Here is a 24,145-nt window from a genome sequence, read left to right on the forward strand (position 1 = left end):
ATCAATTGTTGGGGTTCGGCACCTGCTCCGGTGCCGCAGTGTTCTGGTAGGCAGCCTTTGTGAGCCGGCCAAGCACCTGCAGATAGGCGACCATGGCGTCCATTTCCGTCACGCTGGTTTTTACGCCGTCAAACGCAGAGACCTGCGTGTCTTGCCCATAGCGTTCCGTCACGCCTGAGGACTGTTCGCTATCTGGATTGGCTTGGCCGAAGGCATCGGCAGACGCGTTTGCGACCATGTCATCCGTATAAGGCACTCCCACGCTTCTCAGGGCCGCCAGTTGGTCACGCAGATCGCCCAGATCGAGCGGGGTTGTTGCCAGCCATTGATAGGACGGCATATTGGATTCCGGGACGACCTCGCGAGGGTTGATCAAATGGGCCACGTGCCAGAGATCGGAATACTTCCCGCCGATGCGCGCCAGATCGGGACCCGTGCGCTTTGATCCCCACAACATGGGATGGTCGTACTTGGATTCGACCGCAAGGGAATAAGGACCGTACCGCTCGACCTCGTCCCGCAGCGTTCTGATCATCTGGCTGTGGCAGGCGTAACAGCCTTCGCGAACATAGATGTTCCGGCCCGCCGCCTCGAGGGGTGTGTACACTCTCATGTCGGGGGCGTCCTCGACCGTCTCGTGGATCGTGAACAGCGGGGCGATCTCGACAAGCCCGCCGACGCTTCCCGCTACAACGATAGCCAGCATAAACCCGACGGCCGTCCGTTCCAGTCTTCCGTGCAGACGTTCGCCCATCTCTCACTCCGCCGGTGCGTTTTCGAGAATGCCCGAAGTCAGGGGCGCATCGTGAACTGCTCCCGCGGCGGGAGCCGTTCGGACGGTCATCCAGATATTGAAGCTCGCCACGATCGCCCCAAGGAGGAAAAGCAGCCCTCCGAAAGCGCGTGCGATGTAGTAAGGATACATCGCCAGCAGACTGTCGACGAATGAATAGACCAGGGTGTTGTCGGCGGAATAAGTGCGCCACATCAAGCCTTGGATAATGCCGGAATTCCACATGGCGAAAACGTAGATGAGCGTGCCTGCGAGCGCCAACCAGAAGTGGACTTCGACCAGGGCTGCAGAATACATCCTTTCGCGTTTCCAGATCGATGGAACGAGTGTGTAGAACGCGCCGAACGTTATCATGGCAACCCAGCCCAGCGCACCGGCATGAACGTGGCCGACCGTCCAATCGGTATAATGAGACAGTGAGTTGACGGGTCTGATTGCCATGAAAGACCCTTCGAATGTCGACAGCCCATAGAAGAAGGCCGCCATCATGATGAAGCGAAGAGTGGCGTCGTCACGCACGCGATGCCAAGCCCCGTTCAACGTGAGCAACGCGTTCCCGGCCGACGCCCACGACGGAACGAGCAGCATGACCGAGAACGTCATTCCAAGGTTTTGCACCCAGATAGGCAGCGCGGTGTAATGGAGATGGTGGGACCCCGCCCACATGTAGAAGAAGGTGATCCCCCAGAAGCTGAGAATGGACAATCGATAGGAAAAAATCGGCCGCTCAGCGCGGATCGGCAGATAATAGTAGAGCATCCCTAGGAAGCCCGACGTCAGAAAAAACGCCACGGCGTTGTGCCCGTACCACCACTGGACCATCGCATCCTGTACACCGGACCAGACCGTGTAGCTTTTGGCGTGTCCGAACGATACCGGCACTGCCAGGTTGTTGACGATGTGGAGGATCGCCACCACGATGATGAAGGCGAGATAATACCAGTTGGCCACGTAGATGTGGGGTTCCTTGCGCCGTGCCAAGGTGCGTACGAAGAGCGCGAAATAGGCGATCCAAACGATCACGAGCCAGAGGTCGGCATACCATTCCGCTTCCGCGTATTCCTTGGACTGGGTAACGCCCATGAAATACCCGCTGACCGCGATCAGACAGAAAAGGTTGAAGCCGAAGATCACGAACCACGGCGAGAGTTGATCGGCCAACCTTGCGCGCGATGTTCGCTGAACGACATGGAATGATGTCGCGATCAACGCGTTTCCGCCGAAGCCGAAGATCACCCCTGTCGTATGGGCGGGCCGTATACGGCCGAAACTCGACCACGCCGTATCGAAATTCAGGCTCGGCCAGGCAAGCTGTGCAGCTGCCCAGACGCCGATGAACATGCCAAAGATCGCCCACGCCAATGTGAAGGCCACGCCGACCTTGATCGGATCGTCATAGTAGCTGGAAAAGCGCGACGCATCCGGTTCTTCGTCGAAAACCGAAGTCAGGATGTAGCAGAACAACGCGCCGCAATACACAAGGACGATAGCGCCGTGAATGCCGATGGGATCGAAGCGGCCAGCGGCCGCCATCGCGACACCGACAACCATCAAAGCGATAAGTATAGCTGCCGCGAACCCCCGTTCGCCGGTCGTGAGTTGTCCCATTGTTCCCCATCCCCCCGGCTATGTCGATGATGGTGCGCCACAAAGCGTTGAAAGGCAATCAGTTCTGCGAGCGTGCACACGCGAAGATAGACATGGATCGTCCATCACAATCGCCGTTGGACCGATTTGTGCCTGAAGCAGAAGACCGTGTTATTCGCTCATGGAGCGAACGTTCCCGTTACCATTTGACGCGGGATGGGCTTTGCCACTGTCCAAGGCTGATGACCGGGTAGGGATTGCGTTTGGATTGGGAGTGACAGGGAGGGATTCCTTGCGGCATTTCTAACGGGGCGGATCTGGCACCATCCCTTCGGCGGCATTGGAGGATGCCGATTTGCCGCTGGAAAACGTAGATGCCTTACTAGCTGATCTGCCGTCTATTTCCGAGTCAAACCTTCTAGTCCCATATCCCCGCCCGGACGATTTTATAGCGATCGCACAAAAAGGCCTCTTCGTTTATGACTGGCCTGACGTTCATAGGCTTGAACGTGATTGTACAAGGAAATACGAGAAAGTGGCGGCGCCAAGTAACCCTGCCTCACTGCAAAAGCTACCAACCTTACTTCAAGTGTCAGCGGGACGTATGAAATTTGTGCTCTCGTTTTCAGAAGAGAGTTTCATCGATATCGACGATAATTTTGAGCCACATGAAATTAGCGTCGGATAAGTTCGCGCGGTGATTGGTTTCTTTTCGGCGATTGTTATCGTTGCCTTCCAATACTGTTATCGCGTGGTAGATGTCCTTAGTCGACCGGCCAGGGCGTAATAGATCGGCGAGGGAAACAGCCGGAAAAAGCGCATCTTGACAAGGAGGAATTCAGAGCCGCCCCGTGCCACTCTCGAAGCGGAAATGTGGTGCAGCCCATCCTTTTCTTGAGGTGGAACGATCTTTTCGCCACCGATCCAGGGCCGGAAGCGGCCGTCTGTTTTGCTGAAGATCAAATCGAGCAAAAGTGGTTCGAACGCATCAAGGCCGTATGTCGCGACAGCGTAGGAATGGCCGATCTTCGCCAGAAACTGAGCGAACACATAGGGATTAACCGCACCGATCCTTAGAGCAACGCCTTGATCCGGGTTTACCCTTCTGAAGTCGTCTATGTTGGTTGCCGAATAAAACTCCCAAGGCAACGGCTGCCAGTTTGGATGGCCCGATATCATGCCAGGTTGGTCCATCAAAAGGCCGATGAAATGCAGCGGATATTGGTCAGATGGAAGCGCTGTCTCGGTAGACTTATGAGGCTCCGCCGCGCCGGGCTGGAAATAGCTTTTGAAGACAGGTAGCTCACGGGTCCGAGCCTTCGGATTTCTAGTTGGAAGTCCAAGTGTGTTGCGGATCGCGCCGAAGCTTTGTTTTAGGATGGTCTGCTCAGTTTTTCCTGTGACAGCCGAGCAATCATCGCAACTCGCCTTCGGCAAGATCAAGGAGTGTCCCGCTAAGCCATAGGGAAGGATATGCTCTTTGCCGAGTGGTTTAGTTTCTGACCCGCAATAGATACAGCGCCCTACAGGCGGGTAGGTGAAAGGTGGCGTGGTTATCTTTAGCGCCTCGATTCCTCTCACAAAAAGCCATCCCCTGCATGGTCCTTGAACCGGTCGGGCGGATAATCCGCAATTTCATATAAGAGCTAAATTGTTGAGAAAAAATGGTGCCGCTTGCAGGACTCGAACCTGCGACCCCATCATTACGAATGATGTGCTCTACCACCTGAGCTAAAGCGGCCCCTCGCGGCCGAAGCATGCGGCCCGCGATTTGCATGGCGCTGATACAGCCATTGTCGGAAGATTTCAAGCGCCCTGTCATGGCTTTGGCAAAAAAGAGGGGAGGGCGCCTCAGAGCGCCAGCCGGGCGCGTGCCGCCCTGTATTCGTCCTCCAGCCGGTCGACGAGTTTGGCCACCGGCTCGACAGTCTTGACGGCGCTGATGCCCTGGCCGCTGCCCCATATGTCCTTCCAGGCCTTGGCGCCGCCGACGGCCTGCTCGAAATCCATCTTCGAGACATCGGCAAGCGGCAGGTTGTCCGGGTCCATGCCGGCAGCCACGATCGAGGGCTTGAGGTAGTTGCCGTGCACGCCGGTGAAATAGTTGGAATAGACGATGTCGCCAGCAGCGCCTGCGACGATCGCCTGCTTGTAGGCGTCCGCGGCGCGGGCTTCCTCGGTGGCGATGAAGGGCGAGCCGATATAGGCCATGTCGGCGCCCATCGCCTCTGCGGCAAGGATGGCGCCGCCGGTGGCGATCGCGCCGGCCAGCAGCAGCGGCCCGTCGAACCATTCGCGGATTTCCTGGACGAGCGCGAACGGCGAAAGCGTGCCGGCATGGCCGCCGGCGCCGGCGGCGACCGCAATCAGCCCGTCAGCCCCCTTGCGGATGGCCGAATGGGCGTGGCGGTTGTTGATAATGTCGTGCAGCACGATGCCGCCATAGGAATGCACGGCGGCGTTCACTTCGGGCACGGCGCCGAGCGAGGAGATGACGATCGGCACCTTGTATTTGACGCAGAGTGAGAGGTCGTGCTCCAGCCGCTTGTTCGACATATGCACGATCTGATTGACGGCAAAGGGAGCGGCCGGCCGCTCGGGATGGGCGGCGTCGTGGCGGGCAAGCTCCTCGGTAATCTCCGCCAGCCATTCGTCGAGTTGGCTTTCCGGCCGGGCGTTCAGCGCCGGAAACGCCCCGACGATGCCGGCCTTGCATTGCGCCAGCGTCAGCGTCGGATGCGAGATGATGAACAGCGGCGAGCCGATGACCGGCAGTCTCAATCTGTCCTTGAGGATCGGGGGCAGGGCCATGGTTCGTCGCTTCTATTGACGTTTACGAAAACGTCAATCTCATAACAGAGATGAAAAGGCGATAAAAGAGTGGCTGCCATGCCTTCGTCGATTTCAGCCCGAATATATACGTCCGAGAAAGCTAATAGAATAAGGCCCGCAAGCGGTGAAACCTGCCGATTATCCCCGCCGATCAACGGCGGCCCGCCCTCGCAAGGCTTGCGGTTTGCCGCACTTGACGCTACCGAATTTTGATGGAGAACGGCGGGGATTGCAGTCCGATGCCGAATTCAAGGTGAAGGACTGAATGTGAGCGGATTAGAAACGGCCATCAGAACTGCGCTCGAGAATTCCGATCGCGATAATCCGGAGGTTCGAGCGAGGATCTATCAGTCCGCCCGCCAGGCGCTGGAAGCCGGCCTGCGCAAGCAGGATATCACCGACACCGAGGTCGTCGCCCATCACCGCCATCGCCTGGAAAGCACCATCCACGCCATCGAAGGCGAAGAGCGCGACCGCCTTCACCCACGCCAGAGGCCGCCTGAAGTGCCCGTGCCGCCCGTGGTGGAAATGCCGGCGCCGCCGGTTCACCAAGCCGAAATCGATCAGTTTGACGGTCCCATGGTCTCAGGCGAGACCCGTGCGCCCGACGTGGCCCCAAGCCGCGGCGACGAGTCCAGCCTCGACGACGTGCATGCCGGGAGTGCCGATCATCTGGCAGCCGCCCCCGTCGGCGAGGAACGCCTTACCCGCGGTCAGCGCGCCACCAATATGGATTTCCGTCCGGAGCGGGCGGCAGGCCGCCGCAAGCCGCGAAAATTCTTTTCGAGACTGCTCGTCTGGTGCGTGCTGCTGGCCTTCATCGGCATCGGCGCCTGGTGGGCGCATACATCTGGCCTGCTGATGACGGCGGCCGAGCGCGACACCAGCGTTGCCAACCCGCCGGCAAGCACCCAGCCGGAGGATTTCACCGGCGATGACGACAGCGCCGGCAATGCCGCCTCCCACACCGATCAGCCGGTAACCATCGATCCGCAGAACAGTTTCTCGGCCGATTGGATCCCGCTGTTCAAGCCTGAGGACGCCGACAAGATCCAGAGCGGCCCGCGGGCGCGCACCGAAAAGATCGCCGAGAATGACGGTCCGGCCATCCGGCTGATTTCCGAGAGCGGTACGGCCGATGGCAATATCTCGATCAGCGTTCCGCCCTCGGTGCTGCAGCAACTGGCCGGCAAATCCTCGACGATCGCGCTGACGCTGCAGTCCACCACCGACGAGCCGACCCAGATCACCGTCGAATGCAATTTCCAGACGCTCGGCAATTGCGCCCGCCATCGCTTCACCGTCACCCGGGAAAAATCGGATGCGCTGCTGCAGGTGAAGTTCGACCGCTCGCTGGCGCCGAATTCGCCGGGCACGCTGACGATCAACAGCGATCTCGACGGCAAGGCGCGCGGCATCAATCTCTTCGCCATCCGCATCCTGCCGGGGCAATGATCTCAGCCCCGGCGGAGCCGGTGGCTCAGTCCCGGCGGAGCCGGTGACCCCCGTCCCAGCGGAGCTGGTGACCCCGTCCCGATGCAATCGGTGGCCTTATTTCAGAAAGTGCTATTTCAGGAAGCCTGGCCCTGAGCCGATGATCTCTGCGTCGACCGTGCCCAGCGCCTTTTTGTCCTTGCCGTCATAATCCATCTTGTTCAGCATGTGGCGGATGAGTTCGAGGCGCGCCCGCCGCTTGTCATTGGCGCGGATCACCGTCCACGGCGCAAAATCCGTATGGGTTTCCTTCAGCATCCGGTTGCGCTTGTCGCTGTAATCGCTCCATTTCGTCAGCGCCGCGATGTCCATCGACGACAGTTTCCAGACTTTCAGCGGATCGTGCCGGCGGTCGTGGAAGCGCTTCAGCTGCATCTCGCGGCCGATATCGAGATAGAATTTGAAGAAGAAGATGCCCTCATGGGCGATGATCTTTTCGAGCTGCGGCGTCTGCTTGAGGAAATCCTCATATTGCTGCGGCGTGCAGAAACCCATGACCGGCTCGACGCCGGCGCGGTTGTACCAGGAGCGGTCGAACAGAACGAATTCGCCGGCCGTCGGAAACTGCGCGACATAACGCTGGAAATACCATTGCCCCTGCTCGCGCTCGGTCGGCTTGGTCAGCGCCACGACGCGCGCAAGGCGAGGGTTCATATGCGCGGAGGAGGCGGAGATCGCGCCGCCCTTGCCGGCAGCGTCCCGCCCTTCAAACAGCGCCATCACCCGCTTGCCGGTCGCCTGCAGCCAGAACTGCACCTTGACGAGTTCGATCTGCAGCTTTTCCAGCTCCCCCAGATAGTCCTCTTCCTTGAGCTTCTTCTTGTAGGGAAAATCGCCGGATTCCAGCGCGTGCTCGTCCACCCAGTCCGGCAGAATGGGATCGTCGACATCAAAGGTGCGTTTCTTTCCGCGGATCTCCAGCTCCACGGCCCTGTTTTCGACGTCCTCGTCCATATGCTCCTCCTCGGCCTGATCGTTTCTCTCGTGCAGGCGAACATAGTTACCGTTGAAAATCAAATCTTTCGCGGCCGGCCGGTCATTTTTCTTAAGCTTCGGCTGCGGCCTTTCCCATCTCAGACGGCCAGCCGAAAACTTCTGTCATGAATTGCCGCTATCAGGCAGAGTTCAATATAAAGAAAAACGAATCGACGCCGCGAGGGCACTTGCCAGACGACACTCCATGGAGAAAAAGCCTGTTGGCGCGCATAAGGCGCGAGCGGCCGGTGTTGCTTGCGGCGATCCTCAGCGCGCTCGCCGCGCTTGCCGCCGGCATGAACAAGTGGGTGGTGCTTGTCCTGCTGCTTGTGATGATCCTCGCCGCGCTTTTCAACGAGGCGCCCGTCATCGAGGCCGAACCCGCCCCGCCGGTGGAGATCAAGCCGGAGGCGCCGCCAAGCCGCCTGCCGGAGGTTTCCGCCACGCTCTCCGGCCTCGATTTTCCTGTCATGCTGCTGTCGGACGATGCCTCGGTGCTCTTCCAGAACCGCGCTGCCGAAAAGGCCTTCGGCGAGGTGGCGCTCGGCGCCCATATATCGGCCCGCCTGCGCTCGCCGGGCGTGCTCGACATGGTGCGCGAAACCATCGCCACCAACGCGCCGAACCAGATCGAGCATTCCGAGCGGCTGCCCTCCGAGCGCGTCTATATCGTGCGCAGCGCGCCCATTGAATTCGCGGCCGATGACGGCCCGCATGAGCGCTATTTCATCCTCTCCTTCCGCGATATTTCAGAGGTCCGCCGCATCGACCGCATGCGCTCGGATTTCGTCGCCAATGCCAGCCATGAGCTGCGCACGCCGCTTGCCTCGCTGCGCGGCTTCATCGAGACCATCCAGGGGCCGGCGAAGAACGATCTGAAGGCGCAGGCGCGTTTCCTCAACATCATGCTCGATCAGGCGACGCGCATGAGCAGGCTGGTCGACGACCTTTTGTCGCTCTCCCGCCTGGAGCTGAAATCGCACATCGCGCCGGATGAGAAGATCGACCTGGTGCCGTTGCTCGGCCATGTCAGGGATTCGCTGGTGCCGCTGGCAAAGGATGTCGGCGTCGACATCAACCTGCATCTGCCCGACGGCAAGGTCGAGGTGCTGGGAGACCGCGACGAGCTTGTCCAGGTGTTCGAAAACCTGATGGAAAATGCCTGCAAATACGGCCAGGAGGGCGAGGTCGTCGATGTCTGGCTGAAGAACGGCACCGGCCAGCCGGTCGAGGTCAGCATCGTCGACAGGGGCCCGGGCATTCCGGCCGAGCATGTGCCGCGCCTGACCGAGCGCTTCTATCGCGTCAGCATCGAGGATAGCCGCTCGAAGAAAGGCACCGGCCTCGGCCTTGCCATCGTCAAGCACATCCTCACCCGCCACCGGGCGCGGCTGATCGTCAAGTCGGAAGTCGGCAAGGGTACGGACTTTACGGTCCGCTTTTGACGTATGCGTCCCCTCTCCCCGTTCTTACGGGGAGAGGGTTAGGGTGAGGGGCAAATCACACGGAACGACTTTCATGAGAGGTCCCAAACCGAAAACCACCGCCCGAGCGCGATCCTTGCGTCAGTCGGAGAATGATGCAGAAGACAGACTGTGGAATGAACTGCGCGATCGGCGGCTCAACGGAAACAAGTTTGTCCGGCAATTGCCGATTGGTCCCTATTTTGCAGATTTCGCCTGCCGTGAACTGCGGCTCGTTATCGAAATCGACGGCAGCCAACATGCGGAAAGTCGACGAGACGGCATTCGGGATGTCTTCATGACCGGCAATGGCTGGTCGGTTGTTCGTTTCTGGAATGTGGATGTTCTGAGAGCACTGCCATCGGTGCTGGATACTATTCTGGCAATCTGCGACGGGCGATTGACCGAGCGTGTCGAGGTGACGGATTTGCGATTCTTTCCGGCCGCGAGTGATTAATGATGCTTTGCCGTGTGGCTTGCCCCTCACCCTAACCCTCTCCCCGTAAAAGACGGGGAGAGGGGACGTGCCCTACGAGAGTGAGTGGGAACGGAGAGGGCCCTGCATGTCCCTTCGCCCCGCGAGCGGTGGTCCGAAGAACGGGTCGAGACCCATGGCTCGACCCCGATCGGTGGCGACAGCCGGATCAGGGGCAAATCACGCGGAACAACGTTAATGAAAGGACGGAAGCGGAAAGCCGCCGCCTCACTGCCGTCTCCGATATGCAGCCTATTTCTACAACGCAAGGTGGATTGCCGGCCAGAATTTGCCGTGCGCCGACATGATCGATCGGCCTATTTAAAATATATCATTATAAATCAATTGCTTAACATGTCACAAATGTTTCATCGCTTTGACATAAAAGGACGGTGCTTACAGCGCTAAGAGAGTCTCGCCGATGAAAAAAGGCACTGCGAGGGCCTCTCTAAAGGCCGCACTCACACAAGCCCAATGCCGGGAGATTTACATGAACACCTTCAAGCTCACCGTTGCCGCGCTCGCTGCAACCGCCGCTTTCGCTGGCGCTGCCGCCGCCCGCGACCAGATTCAGGTTGCTGGTTCGTCCACCGTCCTGCCTTACGCAAAGATCGTTGCCGAGTCCTTCGGCGAAACCTTCACCAACTTCAAGACGCCGGTCGTTGAATCCGGCGGCACGGGCGCTGGTCTGAAGGAATTCTGCAAGGGCGTTGGCGAAGACACCATCGACATTGCGAACGCTTCGCGTCCGATCAATAAGAACGAAGCCGAAGCCTGCAAGGCTGCCGGCGTAACCGACATCCAGGAAGTCAAGATCGGCTACGACGGCATCGTCTTCGCAACCGACGCTTCCAACCCTGACGTCGCCTACGTTCCTGCCGACATCTACAAGGCCCTCGCAGCCCAGGTCGTCGTCGACGGCAAGCTCGTCGCCAACCCTTACAAGAAGTGGTCGGACGTCAACCCGAAGCTTCCGGCTGTTGATATCGCTGCCTACATCCCGGGCGAAAAGCACGGCACCCGCGAAGTCTTCGAACAGAACGTTCTCGCCGCCGGCTGCAAGGCCTCTGGCGCAACCGACGTCATCGCCAAGGAAATCGCCGACAAGGCTGCCCAGGGCAAGGCCTGCGTCGCAGTCCGCAAGGACGGCGTTGCCGTTGACATCGACGGCGACTATCCGGAAACCCTCGCACGCATCGCCGCCAACAAGACCGGCGTCGGCGTATTCGGCCTTTCCTTCTACGAAAACAACGCCGACAAGCTCAAGGTTGCGAGTATGAGCGGTATCGTTCCGTCCACCGAAACGATCGCTAACGGCACCTACCCGGTTTCCCGCCCGCTGTTCTTCTACGTCAAGAAGGCACATCTCGGCGCCGTTCCGGGCCTGAAGGAATACGTCAACTTCTTCGTATCCGACCAGATGATCGGCCCCGACAGCCCGCTCGTCGAATACGGCCTCGTTGCCGCTCCGGATGCCGAACGCGACGCGATCCGCAAGGACGTCGAAGCAGGCAAGTCCATGTAATGACTTTGCCGGCGCGGTGCCTTTCAGCCCGCGCCGGCATTGCCTTATGTCCCTGCGCGCCGGCGGTTCTGGAGCTGCAGGGTTGGAATTCCTTCTCCATGATTGGAAGCTGAAGGCAGGCTGATGAAGCTGCCGGGCTTTTTGGGGGCTATGGGCCAGGGGACGTAACGAATGAGCACATCCATCATACTTTTGTGCCTTGTGGTGATCGGAGCCGCCGCCTATCTGGTCGCGCGCAGCCGCGCCACGGCGCTTGCCGGAGGCCGATCCTCCGCATTGCATTCACGGCCGGCCTATTACGGCGCCTATGCCGCGATCTGGGCGGTTCTTCCTGCCCTCATCGTCCTCTGCCTCTGGCTTTCCATCAGCCCCGGCATCATCCAGTCCTCGGTTCGCGGCGCTGTCCCCGACGACATCAAGGCGCAAGCCTCGGTCGAGCAGGATCTTGGTTATTCGATGGTGGCGACGGTCGCCCGCGGCCTGACAATGCTGACCGCGGATGAAGCTGCGGCGGTCTCCAGCGATCCCGCAGCCCTGCAGGCCAAGCTCCTCGAAAAGGGTGTGCCGCTTGCCGGCCAGCCGCTGCCTTACATGCTCGACGCCGCCAAAAAGCTCAACACCATGAGCATGACGAGCCGCATCGCCATGACGGCTGTTGTCTTCGCTCTCGCGGTTGCCGGCGCCTTCTATGCGCTGCGCTCCATCGCTCCGCGCTTCCGCGCCCGCAACCGGGTCGAGCGCGTCATGCTCTGGGGCCTACTGCTCGCCTCCTCGATCGCCATTCTGACGACGATCGGCATCGTGCTCTCCATGCTGTCGGAAGCTGCGCGCTTCTTTGCGGCCGTTCCCGCCATGGACTTCTTCTTCGGCACCGTCTGGGATCCGCGCTTTGCCGGCGCCGGCAGCTCGTCCTTCGGCCAGTTCGGCCTCATCCCGTTGCTGCTCGGCACGATTTATATCGGCCTGGTGGCGATGCTGGTCGCCGTGCCGGTCGGCCTCTTCGCCGCCATCTACATGGCCGAATACGCTTCGCCGAAAGTGCGCGGGGTCGCCAAGCCGCTCCTCGAAGTGCTCGCCGGGATTCCGACAATCGTCTACGGCTTCTTCGCGCTCGTCACCGTCGGCCCGTTCCTGCGCGATTTCTCCGCCCAAATCAGCGGTCTTCTCAGCGGCAACTATAGCAACTTCATCCAGGCGCAGAGCGTTCTGACGGCCGGCATCGTCATGGGCATCATGCTGATCCCCTACGTGTCCTCGCTGTCGGACGACATCATCACCGCCGTGCCGCGTGCCCTGCGTGACGGTTCGCTCGGTCTTGGGGCCACACGCTCCGAAACCATCAAGAAAGTGGTTCTCCCCGCCGCTCTTCCCGGCATCGTCGGCGCATTGCTGATGACGGCTTCGCGCGCCATCGGCGAAACCATGATCGTCGTGCTGGCCGCCGGTGTCGCCGCCCGCATCCAGATCAACCCCTTCGAGCCAATGACGACGGTGACCGTCAAGATCGTCAACCAGCTGACTGGTGACCTTGAGTTCACCTCGCCGCAGACGCTGGTTGCCTTTGCCCTTGGCATCACGCTGTTCTGCATCACGCTTTGCCTCAATATCTACGCGCTCTACATCGTGCGCAAATACCGGGAGCAGTACGAATGACGGATATTGTTTCTCCCACTTCAGGCGTCACGGTTTCCAAGGCGCCAGTGCGCCGCGATATCGGCATCAAGCGCCGCTACGCCGCCGAGCGCCGGTTCCAGGTCTATGGCATCGCCGCCATCACCTTCGGCCTCGTCTTCCTCTTCATCCTGTTGTGGACGGTGATCGGCAAAGGCTACACCGCCTTCCAGCAGACGGCGATTACCCTGCCGATCGAATTCTCCGAGAAGACGATCGACCCGAACAATAAGCGTGCGACCGACCCTTCGGTGCTGATCGCCGCCAACTACCCGGTTCTCCTGCGCGACGCGATCGTCAAGCAGCTGAACGTCAATGCCGCAAGCCGTCCCGATGTGCGCGATGCATCCGCGATGCTCTCCAAGGGTGCGCCGGTCCAGCTGCGCGACATGGTCGTCGCCGATCCGTCGATCATCGGCAAGACGGTCAACGTCACGGTGCTCGCCGACGCCAATGTCGACAGCGCCAACAAGGGCCAGATCGATCTGTCGGTCGATGAGAAGAACCGCAAGGTCAACGACAAGCAGGTTGCCTGGATGAACGAGCTGAAGGCGAGCGGCGCTCTCCACAAGCAGTTCAACACCGGCCTCTTCGTCAATGGCAATTCCAGCCGTCCGGAGGCCGCAGGCCTTGGCGTCGCCCTGATCGGCTCGCTCTACCTGATGCTGATCGTCCTCGTGCTCGCTCTGCCGATCGGCGTCGCCGCCTCGATCTATCTCGAGGAGTTCGCACCGAAGAACAAGCTGACGGATCTGATCGAGGTCAACATCAACAACCTCGCCGCGGTCCCTTCGATCGTCTACGGCCTGCTCGGTCTTTCCGTCTTCATCAACTTCATCGGCCTGCCGCGCTCGGCTTCGCTGGTCGGTGGCCTGGTGCTGACGCTGATGACCCTGCCGACGATCATCATCGCGACGCGTGCGGCGCTGCGCGCCGTGCCGCCGTCGATCCGCGCCGCAGCCCTTGGCCTTGGCGCTTCGAAGATGCAGATGGTGTTCCACCATGTTCTGCCGCTCGCCATGCCCGGCATCCTCACCGGCACGATCATCGGCCTGGCGCATGCGCTCGGCGAAACCGCGCCGCTGCTCTTGATCGGCATGGTCGCCTTCGTCGCCAATGCGCCGACGACACCGCTCGATCCCTCGACGGCTCTGCCCGTGCAGGTCTATATGTGGGCCAACGAGGCCGAACGTGCCTTCGTCGAGCGTACTTCGGGTGCCATCATCGTCCTGCTCCTGTTCCTGATCGTCATGAACATGGGCGCCATCCTCTTGCGTCGTCGCTTCGAGCGCCGCTGGTAAACGGAGTTAAACATCATGAACATGTTGACGGAAGCTGCAGTTGAAAAGGCGCTGGATCACAAGATGAGCAACGTCCCGTATAAGATGATCGGAAAGGATGTCTCGGTTTACTACGGCGAAAAGCGCGCGCTTTTCGATGTGAACCTGAACATCCGCGAAAACACCGTAACCGCCCTGATCGGCCCGTCCGGCTGCGGCAAGTCGACCTTCCTGCGCAGCCTCAACCGCATGAACGACACGATCGACGGCTGCCGCGTCACCGGCAAGATCACCCTCGACACCGACGATATCTATGATCCCGATATCGACGTCGTCGAACTTCGCGCCCGCGTCGGCATGGTCTTTCAGAAGCCGAACCCGTTCCCGAAGACGATCTATGAAAACGTCTCCTACGGCCCGCGCATCCATGGCCTTGCCAAGTCGAAGGCCGATCTCGACCAGATCGTCGAGACCAGCCTGCAGCGCGCCGGTCTCTGGAACGAAGTCAAGGACCGCGTGCACGAATCCGGCACCGGCCTGTCGGGCGGTCAGCAGCAGCGCCTCTGCATTGCCCGTGCCGTTGCCGTCAGCCCTGAAGTCATCCTGATGGACGAGCCCTGCTCGGCGCTCGACCCGATCGCCACCGCCAAGGTCGAGGAGCTGATCCACGAGCTGCGCGAGAACTACACGATCGTCATCGTCACCCACTCCATGCAGCAGGCCGCGCGCGTCTCGCAGCGCACCGCCATGTTCCACCTCGGCAATCTCGTCGAGGAGAACGACACCGACAAGATGTTCACCAATCCCGACGATCCGCGCACCCAGGACTACATCATGGGTCGCTTCGGCTGATTTTGGCGACACCAAGCCTTCCCGTTATTCGAGGATAAAGCCCCATGGCATCGACACATATTTTTTCTGCCTATGATGATGATTTGAAGTTCCTGTCCAGGCGGATTTCCGAAATGGGCGGCCTGGCCGAGCAGATGGTCAGCGAAGCCGTGCGCGCCCTCGTCAATGGCGATACCGCGCTGGCGCAGAAGGTCATCTCCGACGACGTGATCCTCGATCACGCCGAACGCGAAATCGGCGACAAGGCGATCGTCACCATCGCCCGCCGTCAGCCGATGGCTTCGGACCTGCGCGAAATCATGGGTTCGATCCGCATCGCCGCCGATCTCGAACGTGTCGGCGACCTCGGCAAGAACACCGCCAAGCGCGTCATCGCCGTGCAAAGCACCGGTGTTCCCCGCAAGCTCGCCCGCGGCCTCGAGCATCTGTCCGAGCTGGCGCTCGTCCAGCTCAAGGAAGTGCTCGATGTCTATACCAATCGTTCCGCCGACAAGGCGAATGCGATCCGCGAACGCGACAATGAGATCGACGCGATGTACACCTCGCTGTTCCGCGAGCTCCTGACCTACATGATGGAAGATCCGCGCAACATCACCAGCTGCACGCATCTTCTCTTCTGCGCCAAGAACATCGAGCGCATCGGCGACCACGCCACCAACATCGCCGAGACGATCTATTACATGACGACAGGCGCGCAGCCGGAAGGCGACCGTCCGAAGGACGACAGCGCCAACACCGTGGGCGCGGTCACCGAATAACCGCCGGGCCAGTCGCCCGGACCAGTCAATTGCGTGCGCGCCCGTCCGGGCGCGCAAAGAGGTCGCAGCCAATTTCTGAATTTGCGCAGGATGCATTGCTTAAATCACCCCCGATTTAAGGATCATGCGCGAGGAGACCGACACGCATGATCCCGAGAGTAGCAGTTGTTGAAGACGAGGAAGCCCTCAGCGTGCTTCTTCGCTACAATCTCGAAGCGGAAGGCTTCGAGGTCGATACCATCCTTCGTGGCGACGAAGCCGAAATGCGGCTTCAGGAGCGCACGCCCGATCTTCTCATCCTTGATTGGATGCTGCCCGGCGTCTCCGGCATCGAGCTCTGCCGGCGCCTGCGCATGCGGCCGGAAACCGAGCGCCTGCCGATCATCATGCTGACGGCGCGCGGCGAGGAGAGCGAGCGTGTTCGCGGATTGTCGACGGGCGCCGACGATTATGTCGTCAAGCCCTTCTCGACCCCCGAGCTCGTTGCCCGCGTCAAGGCGATGCTGCGCCGCGCCCGCCCCGAGGTGTTGTCGACGGTACTGAAATGCGGTGACATCGAGCTCGACCGCGAGACCCATCGCGTCCATCGCAAGACCCGCGAAGTCCGCCTCGGCCCCACCGAATTCCGCCTGTTGGAATTCCTGATGTCGTCACCGGGTCGGGTCTTCTCCCGCTCGCAGCTTCTCGACGGCGTCTGGGGCCACGATATTTATGTCGACGAGCGCACCGTCGACGTCCATGTCGGCCGCCTGCGCAAGGCGCTGAATTTTTCCAACATGCAGGACGTCATCCGCACCGTCCGCGGCGCCGGCTATTCGATGGAAGCCTGAGGGCTTCCGTTCTGGTTGCTGACAAAGTCGCTCGTGCTGACGTCTGCCCCTCACCCTAACCCTCTCCCCGTAAACGGGGCGAGGGGACGTGCCCCGCGAAAGGTTGGCGGGGAACGGAGAGGTCACGGCATATCCCCTTCTCCCCGCGCGCGGGGAGAAGGTGGCGGCAGCCGGATGAGGGGCAGCCATAGGCACAAACCAAAATTGCATTAAAAAACGGGCCACTCGGCCCGTTTTTCTGCATTCTAACGATGGTCAGACCGCTCAGCTGGCCCGCGCGGCCGCCCGGCGGCGTTCGTTGACCGGCTGGTAGGCAAGCTTCTGGTGGTAGCCGCAATAGGGCGAATTGTCGGGGGATTCGCAGCCGCAGAAATGGAAGTCGTCCTTCAGCGGATCGCCGACCGGCCACTTGCAGGTGCGTTCGGTCAGTTCCGTCAAGCCGAGGCGTCGGGAAATCGGCACGACCACGTTGCCTCTCGGCACGTATTCCATTTCCTCGATCGTTTCGATCTCGATCTCTTCCTTCAGCATGGTCGCGCCCTGCTGGCGGGTAACGGTGCGCGTGGCGACCCGTGAGGCGTAGTTCGGCGCGCGCGGCGCCGACGTATTGCGCTTCGGCGTTCGTGCGGCGGTGTTGGTGCCGCCGGCCTTGGCACGGCCCGGAAGGCTTAGCCGGTGCACTTTGCCGATGACCGCGTTTCTGCTGACTCCGCCAAGCTGCGCAGCGATCTGGCTGGCGCTCAGTCCTTCGGCCCAAAGTTTCTTGAGTTTCTCGACCCGCTCGTCTGTCCAGTTCATGCCCTGTCTCCACCGTTTGCGTTGGTGATGGCAGAATCCCTCACCGTTGTCCCGGGAGCTCCGAAACAAGAAACGCTTGATCAATTTTGGTGACTAGTTCCGCCGCATGCAGTCTAGTAATTGATCTTTAACCTAGTGTGAGGCTGACTCCGTGACAAGAGTCGCATGAATCCGGATGAATCGAATTCGTAGTTTTCCCCAACTTGCTGCCTCTGCGTGGCATTTCTGCAATAATGCCTGTTGAAGACTGAAAATGCCGCTGTACACCCTTGCTGCATACGCTAAGGGCGCAGTTTTGTTGACATTGCAGCGCGAAAAGGAAATAGTGCCACTCGCCGCCGCAAGGCGGCATTTTTGATTTTTCGGGCCTGGTTTCCTTAGCCGGAGTCATTGCCCGGCAACTTGATGGAGATCGCGCCATGGCTGAAGCCGCGCCGCTTTATGACACCTATTCTCGTGCCCCGCTGCGGTTCGAGCGAGGCGAGGGCGTGTGGCTGATCACCGAAAGCGGCGAGCGATATCTTGATTTCGGCGCAGGCGTTGCCGTCACCTCAGTCGGCCACAGCAATCCGCATGTTGTGGGCGCACTGAAGGAGCAGGCCGACAAGGTCTGGCACCTGTCGAACATCTATGAGATCCCCGGCCAGGAACGTCTGGCGAAACGGCTGACGGACGCCACCTTCGCCGACAAGGTGTTCTTCACCAATTCGGGCGCCGAGGCGCTCGAATGCGCGATCAAGACGGCGCGCCGCTACCAGTTTTCCAAGGGCCATCCCGAGCGCTTCCATATCATCACCTTCGAAGGCGCCTTCCACGGACGGACGCTGGCGACGATCGCCGCCGGCGGCCAGGAGAAATATCTCGAAGGCTTCGGCCCCAAGGCGCCGGGTTTCGATCAGGTGGCTTTCGGCGACATCGAAGCGGTCCGCGCCGCGATTACCGATGCCACGGCTGGGATTCTCATCGAGCCAGTGCAGGGCGAGGGCGGCGTCCGTCCTGCCACCACCGAATTCATGAAGGCGCTCCGCCAGCTCTGCGACGACAACGGCCTGCTGTTGATCCTCGACGAGGTCCAGACCGGCGTCGGCCGCACCGGCAAGCTCTTCGCCCATGAATGGGCGGGCGTCACCCCCGACATCATGGCTGTCGCCAAGGGCATCGGCGGCGGTTTTCCGCTCGGCGCCTGCCTTGCCACTTCAGAGGCCGCCTCCGGCATGAAGGCCGGCACGCATGGCTCGACCTATGGCGGCAATCCGCTCGCCATGGCCGTCGGCAGTGCCGTGCTCGACATCATCCTTGCCGATGGCTTCCTCCAGCATGTGCGCGACGTCGCACTGGTCTTCCGCCAGGGCCTCGCCTCACTGAAGGATCGTTATCCCGATGTGATCGAAGATATCAGAGGCGAGGGGCTGTTGCTCGGCATCAAGGCTGCCGTTCCCTCCGCCGAACTGCTGCAGGCGATCCGCGCCGCCCATCTGCTCGGCGTACCCGCCGGCGACAACGTCATCCGCCTTCTTCCGCCCCTCGTGGTTACCGCCGAGGAAGCCCGCGAGGGCCTTGCCCGCATCGAGCGCGCCGCCGAAAGCATTCGCGCCTCCAAGGTCAAGAAGACGGCTTGAAGAGATTGCCGCCTTCGGGCGCAGCACAGGTAAGAAGACGATATGAGCCCTAAACATTTCCTCGATCTTTCGGCGGTCACATCAGCCGATCTCAGAACCATCATGAACGATGCGCTCGCCCGCAAGCAGGCCTTCAAGGCCGGCAAGGGCGACAAGCCGCTCGCCGGCAAGATGCTGGCGATGATCTTCGAGAAGCCGTCGACGCGCACCCGCGTCTCCTTCGACGTCGGCATGCGCCAGCTCGGCGGCGAAACGCTGTTCCTGTCCGGCACCGAGATGCAGCTCGGCCGCGCCGAGACGATCGGCGACACCGCCAAGGTGCTGTCGCGCTATGTCGATGCGATCATGATCCGCACCACCGAACATTCGCGGCTGGTCGAGCTTGCCGAGCATGCGACCGTGCCTGTGATCAATGCGCTGACGGATGACACCCATCCTTGCCAGATCATGGCCGACATCATGACCTTCGAAGAGCACCGCGGCCCGATCAAGGGCAAGACCATCGCCTGGACCGGCGACGGCAACAATGTGCTGCATTCGCTGGTCGAGGGTGCCGCGCGTTTCGGCTACCGCATGAACATGGCCGTACCCCTTGGCTCCGAGCCCAAGGATCACTATCTGAACTGGGCCCGCAATGAGGGCGCCGAAATCATGCTCTGCCATGATGCCGACCGTGCGGTCGCCGGCGTCGATTGCGTGGTGACCGATACCTGGGTCTCCATGAATCAGGAACATCGGGCCCGGGGTCACAATGTCTTCCAGCCTTATCAGGTCAACGCGGCCTTGATGGCGAAAGCCGGCAATGATGCATTGTTCATGCATTGCCTGCCCGCCCATCGCGGTGAGGAAGTGACGGACGAAGTGATCGACGGTCCGCAATCCGTGGTCTTCGATGAGGCGGAAAACCGTCTTCATGCGCAGAAGTCGATTCTTGCTTGGTGCCTGGGCGCGATCTGAACCATAATCGGATGTCGCGAGTCACAGACTCGCGACCGCGTGAGCGAAGGGCACGCTGGCCCATCGCTCTAAACTAGGAGTGAAAGCCATGGCAGAAGCTGCAGCCGCCCTCGGCCAGTTTGATTTCGCCGGCGATGACCATGTCGTCCCCTTCCAGGTGGAGGGGCTGGATGTGCGCGGCCGCGCCGTCCAGCTCGGCCCGATGCTCGATGCGATCCTCGAGCGCCATCATTATCCCGCACCCGTTGCCCGGCTGCTTGCCGAAGTCGTCGTGCTGACGGTGTTGCTCGGCACCTCGCTGAAGTTCGACGGCAAGTTCACGGTGCAGACCAAGGGCGATGGCCCGGTCGATCTCCTCGTCGCCGATTTCTCGACGCCGGAAAATGTCCGCGCCTATGCCCGTTTCGATCAGGCGCTGCTCAACAAGGCGATCGAGTCTGGTGAAACCGAGCCGGAGCAATTGCTCGGCAAGGGCGTGCTCGCCTTCACCATCGACCAGGGAAAGTTCAGCCAGCCTTACCAGGGCATCGTCGCGCTCGACGGCACTACGCTGGAAGAAATTGCCGGCGTCTATTTCCGCCAGTCGGAGCAGATCCCGACGCGCGTCCGCCTTGCCGCCGCCGAACTCTTCGATCGTGACGATGCCGGCAAGCCGCGCCATCGCTGGCGGGCAGGCGGCCTCGTCGCCCAGTTCCTGCCGGAAGCGCCGGAGCGCATGCGCCAGCCGGATCTCCACGGCGGCGACGGCGACACCGGCAACCGCCCGCATGGCGAGGACGATGCCTGGGTCGAAGCCCGTTCGCTAGTCGAGACCATCGACGCCGATGAACTCACCGACCCGCTTGTCGGTACCGAACGGCTGCTGTTTCGCCTGTTCCACGAGCGCGGCGTGCGCGTCTATGAACCGCGCGCCGTCTTTGATCGCTGCAGCTGCTCGCGCGACAAGATCAAGGGTGTGCTGAAGGGCTTTTCGGCCGAAGAGATCGAAGCCAGCCAGGAAAACGGCGAAATCGCCGTCACCTGCGAATTCTGCTCGACCACCTACCGCTTCGAGCCGGCCGAGCTTCAGCCGGCCGAATAGTTCTGAAAAGAGGCGGTGCGCTATCGCCTCAGTTAAGCACCCGCAGCAGCCCGGGGGAATCCAGCGAGAAGGCGGGGATGTCGACATCGAACATCTCGCCTTCGTCCGTTTCCATCTGGTAATGGCCGAACATCAGCCCTGAGGGCGTGTCGAGCGGGCAGCCGGAGGAATATTCGTAGGTGTCGCCGGGGCTGAGGCGCGGCTGCTCGCCGACGACGCCGGGACCGGTGACCTCGTCCACCTGTCCGTTCTGGTCGGTGATGTTCCAGTAACGGTTGACCAGCCGAACGGCGATGCCGGAATTGTTGCTGATAACAATCCGGTAACCCCAGACATAACGATCGTCGTCCGGATCGGATTGCTCCTCCAGATAGAACGGTTCGACTACAACTTCGATGTCTCTTGTGAGGGCGCGATACATGCCTTGCACCTTAGTCAAGATATGTTACCCGTATCTTATAAGAGGCCCTGTCCGTCAAGAAACGGAACAATTATCATCGCTGAAACGGCTATGGTTCGAAGGGTTTTCGATCGTTAAGCCTAATTGTCAGTGTTAATTCCGGTTCGGAACGCCGCGGCGGGCAAACTTGTTCCCCCGGCCTCACCTTGTGAGATCCGGCACGGCCGAACCCCAAATGAGGTCCGGCCGCCTTTATCCCTAGGTCAGGCCGAAACCTTGGCAAGCGCCCGCGCGAAATCCTCGATCAGGTCGTCGGTATCCTCGATGCCGGCCGAAAGGCGGACCGTACCAGGCGAGATGCCGAGTTCGGCGCGCGCCTCTTCCGTCAGGTTCTTGTGCGTCGTCGTCGCCGGATGGGTGATCAGGCTCTTGCTGTCGCCGAGATTGTTGGAGATTTTGACAATCTCGAGCGCGTTCTGCAGCGCGAAGGCCGCATCCTTGCCGCCCTTCAGCTCGAAGGCGACCAGCGTCGAGCCGCCGGTCATCTGCTTGGCGATGATATCGGCCTGCGGATGGTCCTTGCGGCCGGGATAGATCACCTTGGCGATCTTGCCTTGCTCGGCCAGGAAATCGGCGATCTTCGCCGCATTCTCGGTCTGCTGGCGCACGCGCAGCGGCAGCGTCTCGATGCCCTTCAACAGCGTCCAGGCGTTGAACGGCGACATGGCCGGGCCGGTATGGCGGAAATAGTCGTGCAGGTTCTCGTCGATCCATTCCTTGTCGGAAAGGACAACGCCGCCGAGGCAGCGGCCCTGGCCGTCAATATGCTTGGTGGCGGAATAGACGACGATATGGGCGCCGAGCTCTAAGGGCTTCTGGAAGAGCGGTGTCGCAAAGACGTTGTCGACGACGACCTTGGCGCCGATCTGGTTGGCGAGCTTGGCGACGCCTGCGATATCGATCACTTCGAGCGTCGGGTTGGTCGGGCTTTCCAGGAAGAACACCTTGGTCTTCGCCGTGATCGCCTTTTCCCAGTTCGCAAGATCCCGGCCGTCGATCAGCGTGCAATCGATGCCGTATTTCGGCGCCAGCGTCTCGACGACCCAGCGGCAGGAGCCGAAGAGGGCACGTGCAGCGACGATATGATCGCCGGCCTTCAGCTGGCAAAGGATCGCCGCGGTGACGGCGGCCATGCCGGAAGCGGTGGCGCGGGCGTCTTCGGCGCCTTCGAGCATGCACATGCGCTTTTCGAACATGTCATTGGTCGGGCTGCCGTAGCGGGCGTAGATGAAGCCCTCGGTCTCGCCCTTGAAGCGGGCTTCGGCCGCCTCCGACGTCTCGTAGACGAAGCCTTGCGTGAGATAGATTGCCTCGGACGTCTCGCCATATTGCGAACGCAGCGTGCCACCGTGGACGAGTTGGGTTGCCGGGCGCCAGGTCTTGCTCATGCCATCACCTTCACATAACAAAAAAACCGGTCGCAAAAGCAGACCGGTTTCAACCCGGTCTTTTTAGCCACTTGTTTAACGTGGCTGCAAGCCGACCGGCCAAATCACCACGGGATAATTCTGCAATACTGCTGTTAGCTGCTTGCGTCAATTCCCCGAGTTTGGTTTTGTCGGCGGCAAATGATGGATGAGGCATGATGGCTCGCGAAACGGGAATTCTGGCGGATCGCGCGATCTCCGCGCTGTTCGAAACGGAGCGTCTGATCTCCGAACGGGAGCTAGACCGCGACCAGATCCAGCCGGCAAGCCTCGACCTGCGCTTGGGCGCCAAGGCGTTCCGCGTGCGCGCCAGCTTCATGCCCGGCCCCTCGCATCTGGTGTCCGACAAGCTCGACCGGCTGAGCCTGCATGTGATCGACCTCTCCGAGGGGGCGGTGCTCGAAACCGGCTGCGTCTACATCGTGCCGCTGATGGAGAGCTTAGCGCTGCCGGCCGATATGTCGGCCTCGGCCAATCCGAAGAGCTCGACCGGGCGCCTCGATATCTTCACCCGCGTCATCACCGATTACGCTCAGGAGTTCGACAAGATTCCTGCCGGCTATTCCGGCCCGCTCTATCTCGAAATCAGCCCGCGCACCTTCCCGATCGTCGTGCGCCGTGGCTCGCGCCTGTCGCAGATCCGTTTTCGCGTCGGCCAGGCCCTGCTCGGCGAGCCGGAACTGTTGAAGCTGCATGAAAGCGAGACGCTGGTCGCCAGCAAGCTGCCCAACGTTTCCGGCGGCGGCATCGCGCTGTCGATCGACCTCGCCGGAGACAAGGAAGGCCTGATCGGCTATCGCGGCAAGCATCACACCGCCGTCGTCGATGTCGACAAGAAGGCCCAGCACGACATCTATGATTTCTGGGAACCGCTCTATAGCCGCGGCCGCAACGAGCTGATCCTCGATCCGGACGAGTTCTATATCCTCGTCTCGCGCGAGGCCGTGCATGTGCCGCCGGATTATGCAGCCGAGATGACCCCCTTCGATCCGCTGGTCGGCGAATTCCGCGTCCATTATGCCGGCTTCTTCGATCCGGGCTTCGGCCATGCGCCTGCCGGCGGCCGCGGCAGCCGCGCCGTGCTCGAAGTGCGCAGCCACGAGGTGCCCTTCATCCTCGAAGACGGCCAGATCGTCGGCCGCCTCGTTTACGAGCACATGCAGGAAAAGCCCGCCAGCCTCTACGGCTCCGGCGTCGGCTCCAACTACCAGGCCCAGGGCCTCAAGCTCTCGAAGCACTTTCGCATTTGAGCCTTCCCGGCGGCCGCG

22 protein-coding genes, 1 tRNA gene and 1 riboswitch are annotated in these 24,145 nt (G+C 60.9%); of the genes, 14 read left to right on the forward strand and 9 right to left on the reverse strand.

The window, feature by feature from the left end; all coding sequences use genetic code 11:
• Nucleotide 1: 1 nt before the first annotated feature.
• Both ccoO and ccoN read right to left on the reverse strand, forming a co-directional pair.
• Complete coding sequence (ccoO, locus tag AB8B31_RS00905; RefSeq protein WP_065275832.1) at nt 2-754, reverse strand: cytochrome-c oxidase, cbb3-type subunit II; 753 nt, start codon at nt 752-754, stop codon at nt 2-4.
• 3 nt (nt 755-757) lie between these two features.
• Nucleotides 758-2,401, reverse strand: coding sequence for a cytochrome-c oxidase, cbb3-type subunit I (gene ccoN, locus AB8B31_RS00910; protein ID WP_113542683.1), 1,644 nt, complete (start codon nt 2,399-2,401; stop codon nt 758-760).
• A gap of 334 nt (nt 2,402-2,735) precedes the next feature.
• Here ccoN and AB8B31_RS00915 point away from each other — a divergent pair, with 334 nt between their 5' ends.
• Nucleotides 2,736-3,068, forward strand: coding sequence for a hypothetical protein (locus AB8B31_RS00915; RefSeq protein ID WP_130768798.1), 333 nt, complete (start codon nt 2,736-2,738; stop codon nt 3,066-3,068).
• Nucleotides 3,069-3,124: 56 nt separating this feature from the next.
• Here AB8B31_RS00915 and AB8B31_RS00920 read toward each other — a convergent pair whose 3' ends face one another.
• From AB8B31_RS00920 to AB8B31_RS00930, 3 genes are all read right to left on the reverse strand, one after another.
• Nucleotides 3,125-3,823, reverse strand: coding sequence for a hypothetical protein (locus AB8B31_RS00920; protein WP_065275830.1), 699 nt, complete (start codon nt 3,821-3,823; stop codon nt 3,125-3,127).
• Between the two features lie 222 nt (nt 3,824-4,045).
• A tRNA-Thr gene (locus tag AB8B31_RS00925) sits at nt 4,046-4,121 on the reverse strand.
• A 110-nt stretch (nt 4,122-4,231) separates the two neighbouring features.
• On the reverse strand, nt 4,232-5,191 hold the full coding sequence (locus AB8B31_RS00930; protein WP_065275829.1) for an NAD(P)H-dependent flavin oxidoreductase: 960 nt from the start codon (nt 5,189-5,191) through the stop codon (nt 4,232-4,234).
• A 288-nt stretch (nt 5,192-5,479) separates the two neighbouring features.
• Between AB8B31_RS00930 and AB8B31_RS00935 the strand changes: the two genes are divergently transcribed.
• Entirely contained in the window at nt 5,480-6,667 is a 1,188-nt protein-coding gene (locus AB8B31_RS00935; protein WP_065275828.1) for a regulator, read from the forward strand.
• A 111-nt stretch (nt 6,668-6,778) separates the two neighbouring features.
• Here the strand turns inward: AB8B31_RS00935 and ppk2 are convergent, their stop codons facing one another.
• Nucleotides 6,779-7,660 carry a polyphosphate kinase 2 gene (gene ppk2, locus AB8B31_RS00940; protein WP_065275883.1) on the reverse strand — a complete coding sequence of 294 codons (882 nt, stop codon included), beginning with the start codon at nt 7,658-7,660 and terminating at the stop codon, nt 6,779-6,781.
• 242 nt (nt 7,661-7,902) lie between these two features.
• On the opposite strand from ppk2, the gene phoR reads away from it, so the two are divergent.
• The 8 genes from phoR (at nt 7,903) to phoB (ending at nt 16,535) form a co-directional block, all read left to right on the forward strand.
• Nucleotides 7,903-9,126: a phosphate regulon sensor histidine kinase PhoR gene (gene phoR / locus AB8B31_RS00945; protein ID WP_065275827.1), complete on the forward strand. Its 1,224-nt coding sequence runs from the start codon at nt 7,903-7,905 to the stop codon at nt 9,124-9,126.
• A 73-nt stretch (nt 9,127-9,199) separates the two neighbouring features.
• Nucleotides 9,200-9,601 (forward strand): endonuclease domain-containing protein, encoded by a 402-nt coding sequence (locus AB8B31_RS00950; protein WP_047617090.1) that lies wholly within the window; start codon nt 9,200-9,202, stop codon nt 9,599-9,601.
• A 508-nt stretch (nt 9,602-10,109) separates the two neighbouring features.
• Entirely contained in the window at nt 10,110-11,144 is a 1,035-nt protein-coding gene (locus AB8B31_RS00955) for a substrate-binding domain-containing protein (RefSeq protein WP_065275826.1), read from the forward strand.
• A 171-nt stretch (nt 11,145-11,315) separates the two neighbouring features.
• Nucleotides 11,316-12,797, forward strand: coding sequence for a phosphate ABC transporter permease subunit PstC (pstC, locus tag AB8B31_RS00960; RefSeq protein ID WP_026230872.1), 1,482 nt, complete (start codon nt 11,316-11,318; stop codon nt 12,795-12,797).
• Nucleotides 12,794-14,116, forward strand: a complete 1,323-nt coding sequence (gene pstA / locus AB8B31_RS00965; RefSeq protein ID WP_065275825.1) for a phosphate ABC transporter permease PstA — start codon at nt 12,794-12,796, stop codon at nt 14,114-14,116. Before pstC ends, pstA begins: the two co-directional genes overlap by 4 nt.
• A 15-nt stretch (nt 14,117-14,131) precedes the next feature.
• Complete coding sequence (pstB, locus tag AB8B31_RS00970; protein WP_003556197.1) at nt 14,132-14,947, forward strand: phosphate ABC transporter ATP-binding protein PstB; 816 nt, start codon at nt 14,132-14,134, stop codon at nt 14,945-14,947.
• A 44-nt stretch (nt 14,948-14,991) separates the two neighbouring features.
• Nucleotides 14,992-15,705: a phosphate signaling complex protein PhoU gene (gene phoU, locus AB8B31_RS00975; protein ID WP_018244645.1), complete on the forward strand. Its 714-nt coding sequence runs from the start codon at nt 14,992-14,994 to the stop codon at nt 15,703-15,705.
• Nucleotides 15,706-15,851: 146 nt separating this feature from the next.
• Nucleotides 15,852-16,535 carry a phosphate regulon transcriptional regulator PhoB gene (gene phoB, locus AB8B31_RS00980; protein ID WP_003545181.1) on the forward strand — a complete coding sequence of 228 codons (684 nt, stop codon included), beginning with the start codon at nt 15,852-15,854 and terminating at the stop codon, nt 16,533-16,535.
• 264 nt (nt 16,536-16,799) lie between these two features.
• Here phoB and AB8B31_RS00985 read toward each other — a convergent pair whose 3' ends face one another.
• Complete coding sequence (locus tag AB8B31_RS00985; protein WP_065275823.1) at nt 16,800-17,333, reverse strand: GcrA family cell cycle regulator; 534 nt, start codon at nt 17,331-17,333, stop codon at nt 16,800-16,802.
• A gap of 419 nt (nt 17,334-17,752) precedes the next feature.
• Here AB8B31_RS00985 and AB8B31_RS00990 point away from each other — a divergent pair, with 419 nt between their 5' ends.
• From AB8B31_RS00990 to AB8B31_RS01000, 3 genes are all read left to right on the forward strand, one after another.
• Entirely contained in the window at nt 17,753-18,952 is a 1,200-nt protein-coding gene (locus tag AB8B31_RS00990; protein WP_047617086.1) for an aspartate aminotransferase family protein, read from the forward strand.
• 42 nt (nt 18,953-18,994) lie between these two features.
• Complete coding sequence (gene argF / locus AB8B31_RS00995; RefSeq protein ID WP_018244648.1) at nt 18,995-19,909, forward strand: ornithine carbamoyltransferase; 915 nt, start codon at nt 18,995-18,997, stop codon at nt 19,907-19,909.
• Nucleotides 19,910-19,997: 88 nt separating this feature from the next.
• A complete protein-coding gene (locus AB8B31_RS01000; RefSeq protein WP_018244649.1) occupies nt 19,998-20,990 on the forward strand; it encodes an Hsp33 family molecular chaperone in 993 nt (330 codons plus the stop codon).
• Nucleotides 20,991-21,018: 28 nt separating this feature from the next.
• Here the strand turns inward: AB8B31_RS01000 and apaG are convergent, their stop codons facing one another.
• Together apaG and AB8B31_RS01010 are read right to left on the reverse strand one after the other, a co-directional pair.
• On the reverse strand, nt 21,019-21,411 hold the full coding sequence (gene apaG, locus AB8B31_RS01005) for a Co2+/Mg2+ efflux protein ApaG (RefSeq protein WP_003556205.1): 393 nt from the start codon (nt 21,409-21,411) through the stop codon (nt 21,019-21,021).
• Between the two features lie 242 nt (nt 21,412-21,653).
• Nucleotides 21,654-22,838 (reverse strand): O-succinylhomoserine sulfhydrylase, encoded by a 1,185-nt coding sequence (locus tag AB8B31_RS01010; RefSeq protein WP_018244651.1) that lies wholly within the window; start codon nt 22,836-22,838, stop codon nt 21,654-21,656.
• Between the two features lie 42 nt (nt 22,839-22,880).
• Nucleotides 22,881-22,959: riboswitch (SAM riboswitch) on the reverse strand.
• 73 nt (nt 22,960-23,032) lie between these two features.
• On the opposite strand from AB8B31_RS01010, the gene AB8B31_RS01015 reads away from it, so the two are divergent.
• Entirely contained in the window at nt 23,033-24,127 is a 1,095-nt protein-coding gene (locus AB8B31_RS01015; protein ID WP_065275820.1) for a 2'-deoxycytidine 5'-triphosphate deaminase, read from the forward strand.
• Nucleotides 24,128-24,145 lie beyond the last annotated feature (18 nt).

Origin of the sequence: Rhizobium sp. 62_C5_N11_2 (genome assembly GCF_051811185.1) — a bacterium.
GTDB lineage: Bacteria > Pseudomonadota > Alphaproteobacteria > Rhizobiales > Rhizobiaceae > Rhizobium > Rhizobium leguminosarum.

Bases quoted from the DNA above. Each gene is read 5' to 3' on its own strand.
- AB8B31_RS01010 (WP_018244651.1), bottom strand. From the start codon at position 22,838: ATGAGCAAGACCTGGCGCCCGGCAACCCAACTCGTCCACGGTGGCACG.
- phoU (WP_018244645.1), top strand. From the start codon at position 14,992: ATGGCATCGACACATATTTTTTCTGCCTATGATGATGATTTGAAGTTC.
- ccoN (WP_113542683.1), bottom strand. From the start codon at position 2,401: ATGGGACAACTCACGACCGGCGAACGGGGGTTCGCGGCAGCTATACTT.
- pstB (WP_003556197.1), top strand. From the start codon at position 14,132: ATGAACATGTTGACGGAAGCTGCAGTTGAAAAGGCGCTGGATCACAAG.
- AB8B31_RS00955 (WP_065275826.1), top strand. From the start codon at position 10,110: ATGAACACCTTCAAGCTCACCGTTGCCGCGCTCGCTGCAACCGCCGCT.
- argF (WP_018244648.1), top strand. From the start codon at position 18,995: ATGAGCCCTAAACATTTCCTCGATCTTTCGGCGGTCACATCAGCCGAT.
- AB8B31_RS00930 (WP_065275829.1), bottom strand. From the start codon at position 5,191: ATGGCCCTGCCCCCGATCCTCAAGGACAGATTGAGACTGCCGGTCATC.
- pstC (WP_026230872.1), top strand. From the start codon at position 11,316: ATGAGCACATCCATCATACTTTTGTGCCTTGTGGTGATCGGAGCCGCC.
- AB8B31_RS00985 (WP_065275823.1), bottom strand. From the start codon at position 17,333: ATGAACTGGACAGACGAGCGGGTCGAGAAACTCAAGAAACTTTGGGCC.
- ccoO (WP_065275832.1), bottom strand. From the start codon at position 754: ATGGGCGAACGTCTGCACGGAAGACTGGAACGGACGGCCGTCGGGTTT.
- phoB (WP_003545181.1), top strand. From the start codon at position 15,852: ATGATCCCGAGAGTAGCAGTTGTTGAAGACGAGGAAGCCCTCAGCGTG.
- AB8B31_RS00990 (WP_047617086.1), top strand. From the start codon at position 17,753: ATGGCTGAAGCCGCGCCGCTTTATGACACCTATTCTCGTGCCCCGCTG.
- pstA (WP_065275825.1), top strand. From the start codon at position 12,794: ATGACGGATATTGTTTCTCCCACTTCAGGCGTCACGGTTTCCAAGGCG.
- ppk2 (WP_065275883.1), bottom strand. From the start codon at position 7,660: ATGGACGAGGACGTCGAAAACAGGGCCGTGGAGCTGGAGATCCGCGGA.
- AB8B31_RS01015 (WP_065275820.1), top strand. From the start codon at position 23,033: ATGATGGCTCGCGAAACGGGAATTCTGGCGGATCGCGCGATCTCCGCG.
- AB8B31_RS01000 (WP_018244649.1), top strand. From the start codon at position 19,998: ATGGCAGAAGCTGCAGCCGCCCTCGGCCAGTTTGATTTCGCCGGCGAT.
- apaG (WP_003556205.1), bottom strand. From the start codon at position 21,411: ATGTATCGCGCCCTCACAAGAGACATCGAAGTTGTAGTCGAACCGTTC.
- AB8B31_RS00950 (WP_047617090.1), top strand. From the start codon at position 9,200: ATGAGAGGTCCCAAACCGAAAACCACCGCCCGAGCGCGATCCTTGCGT.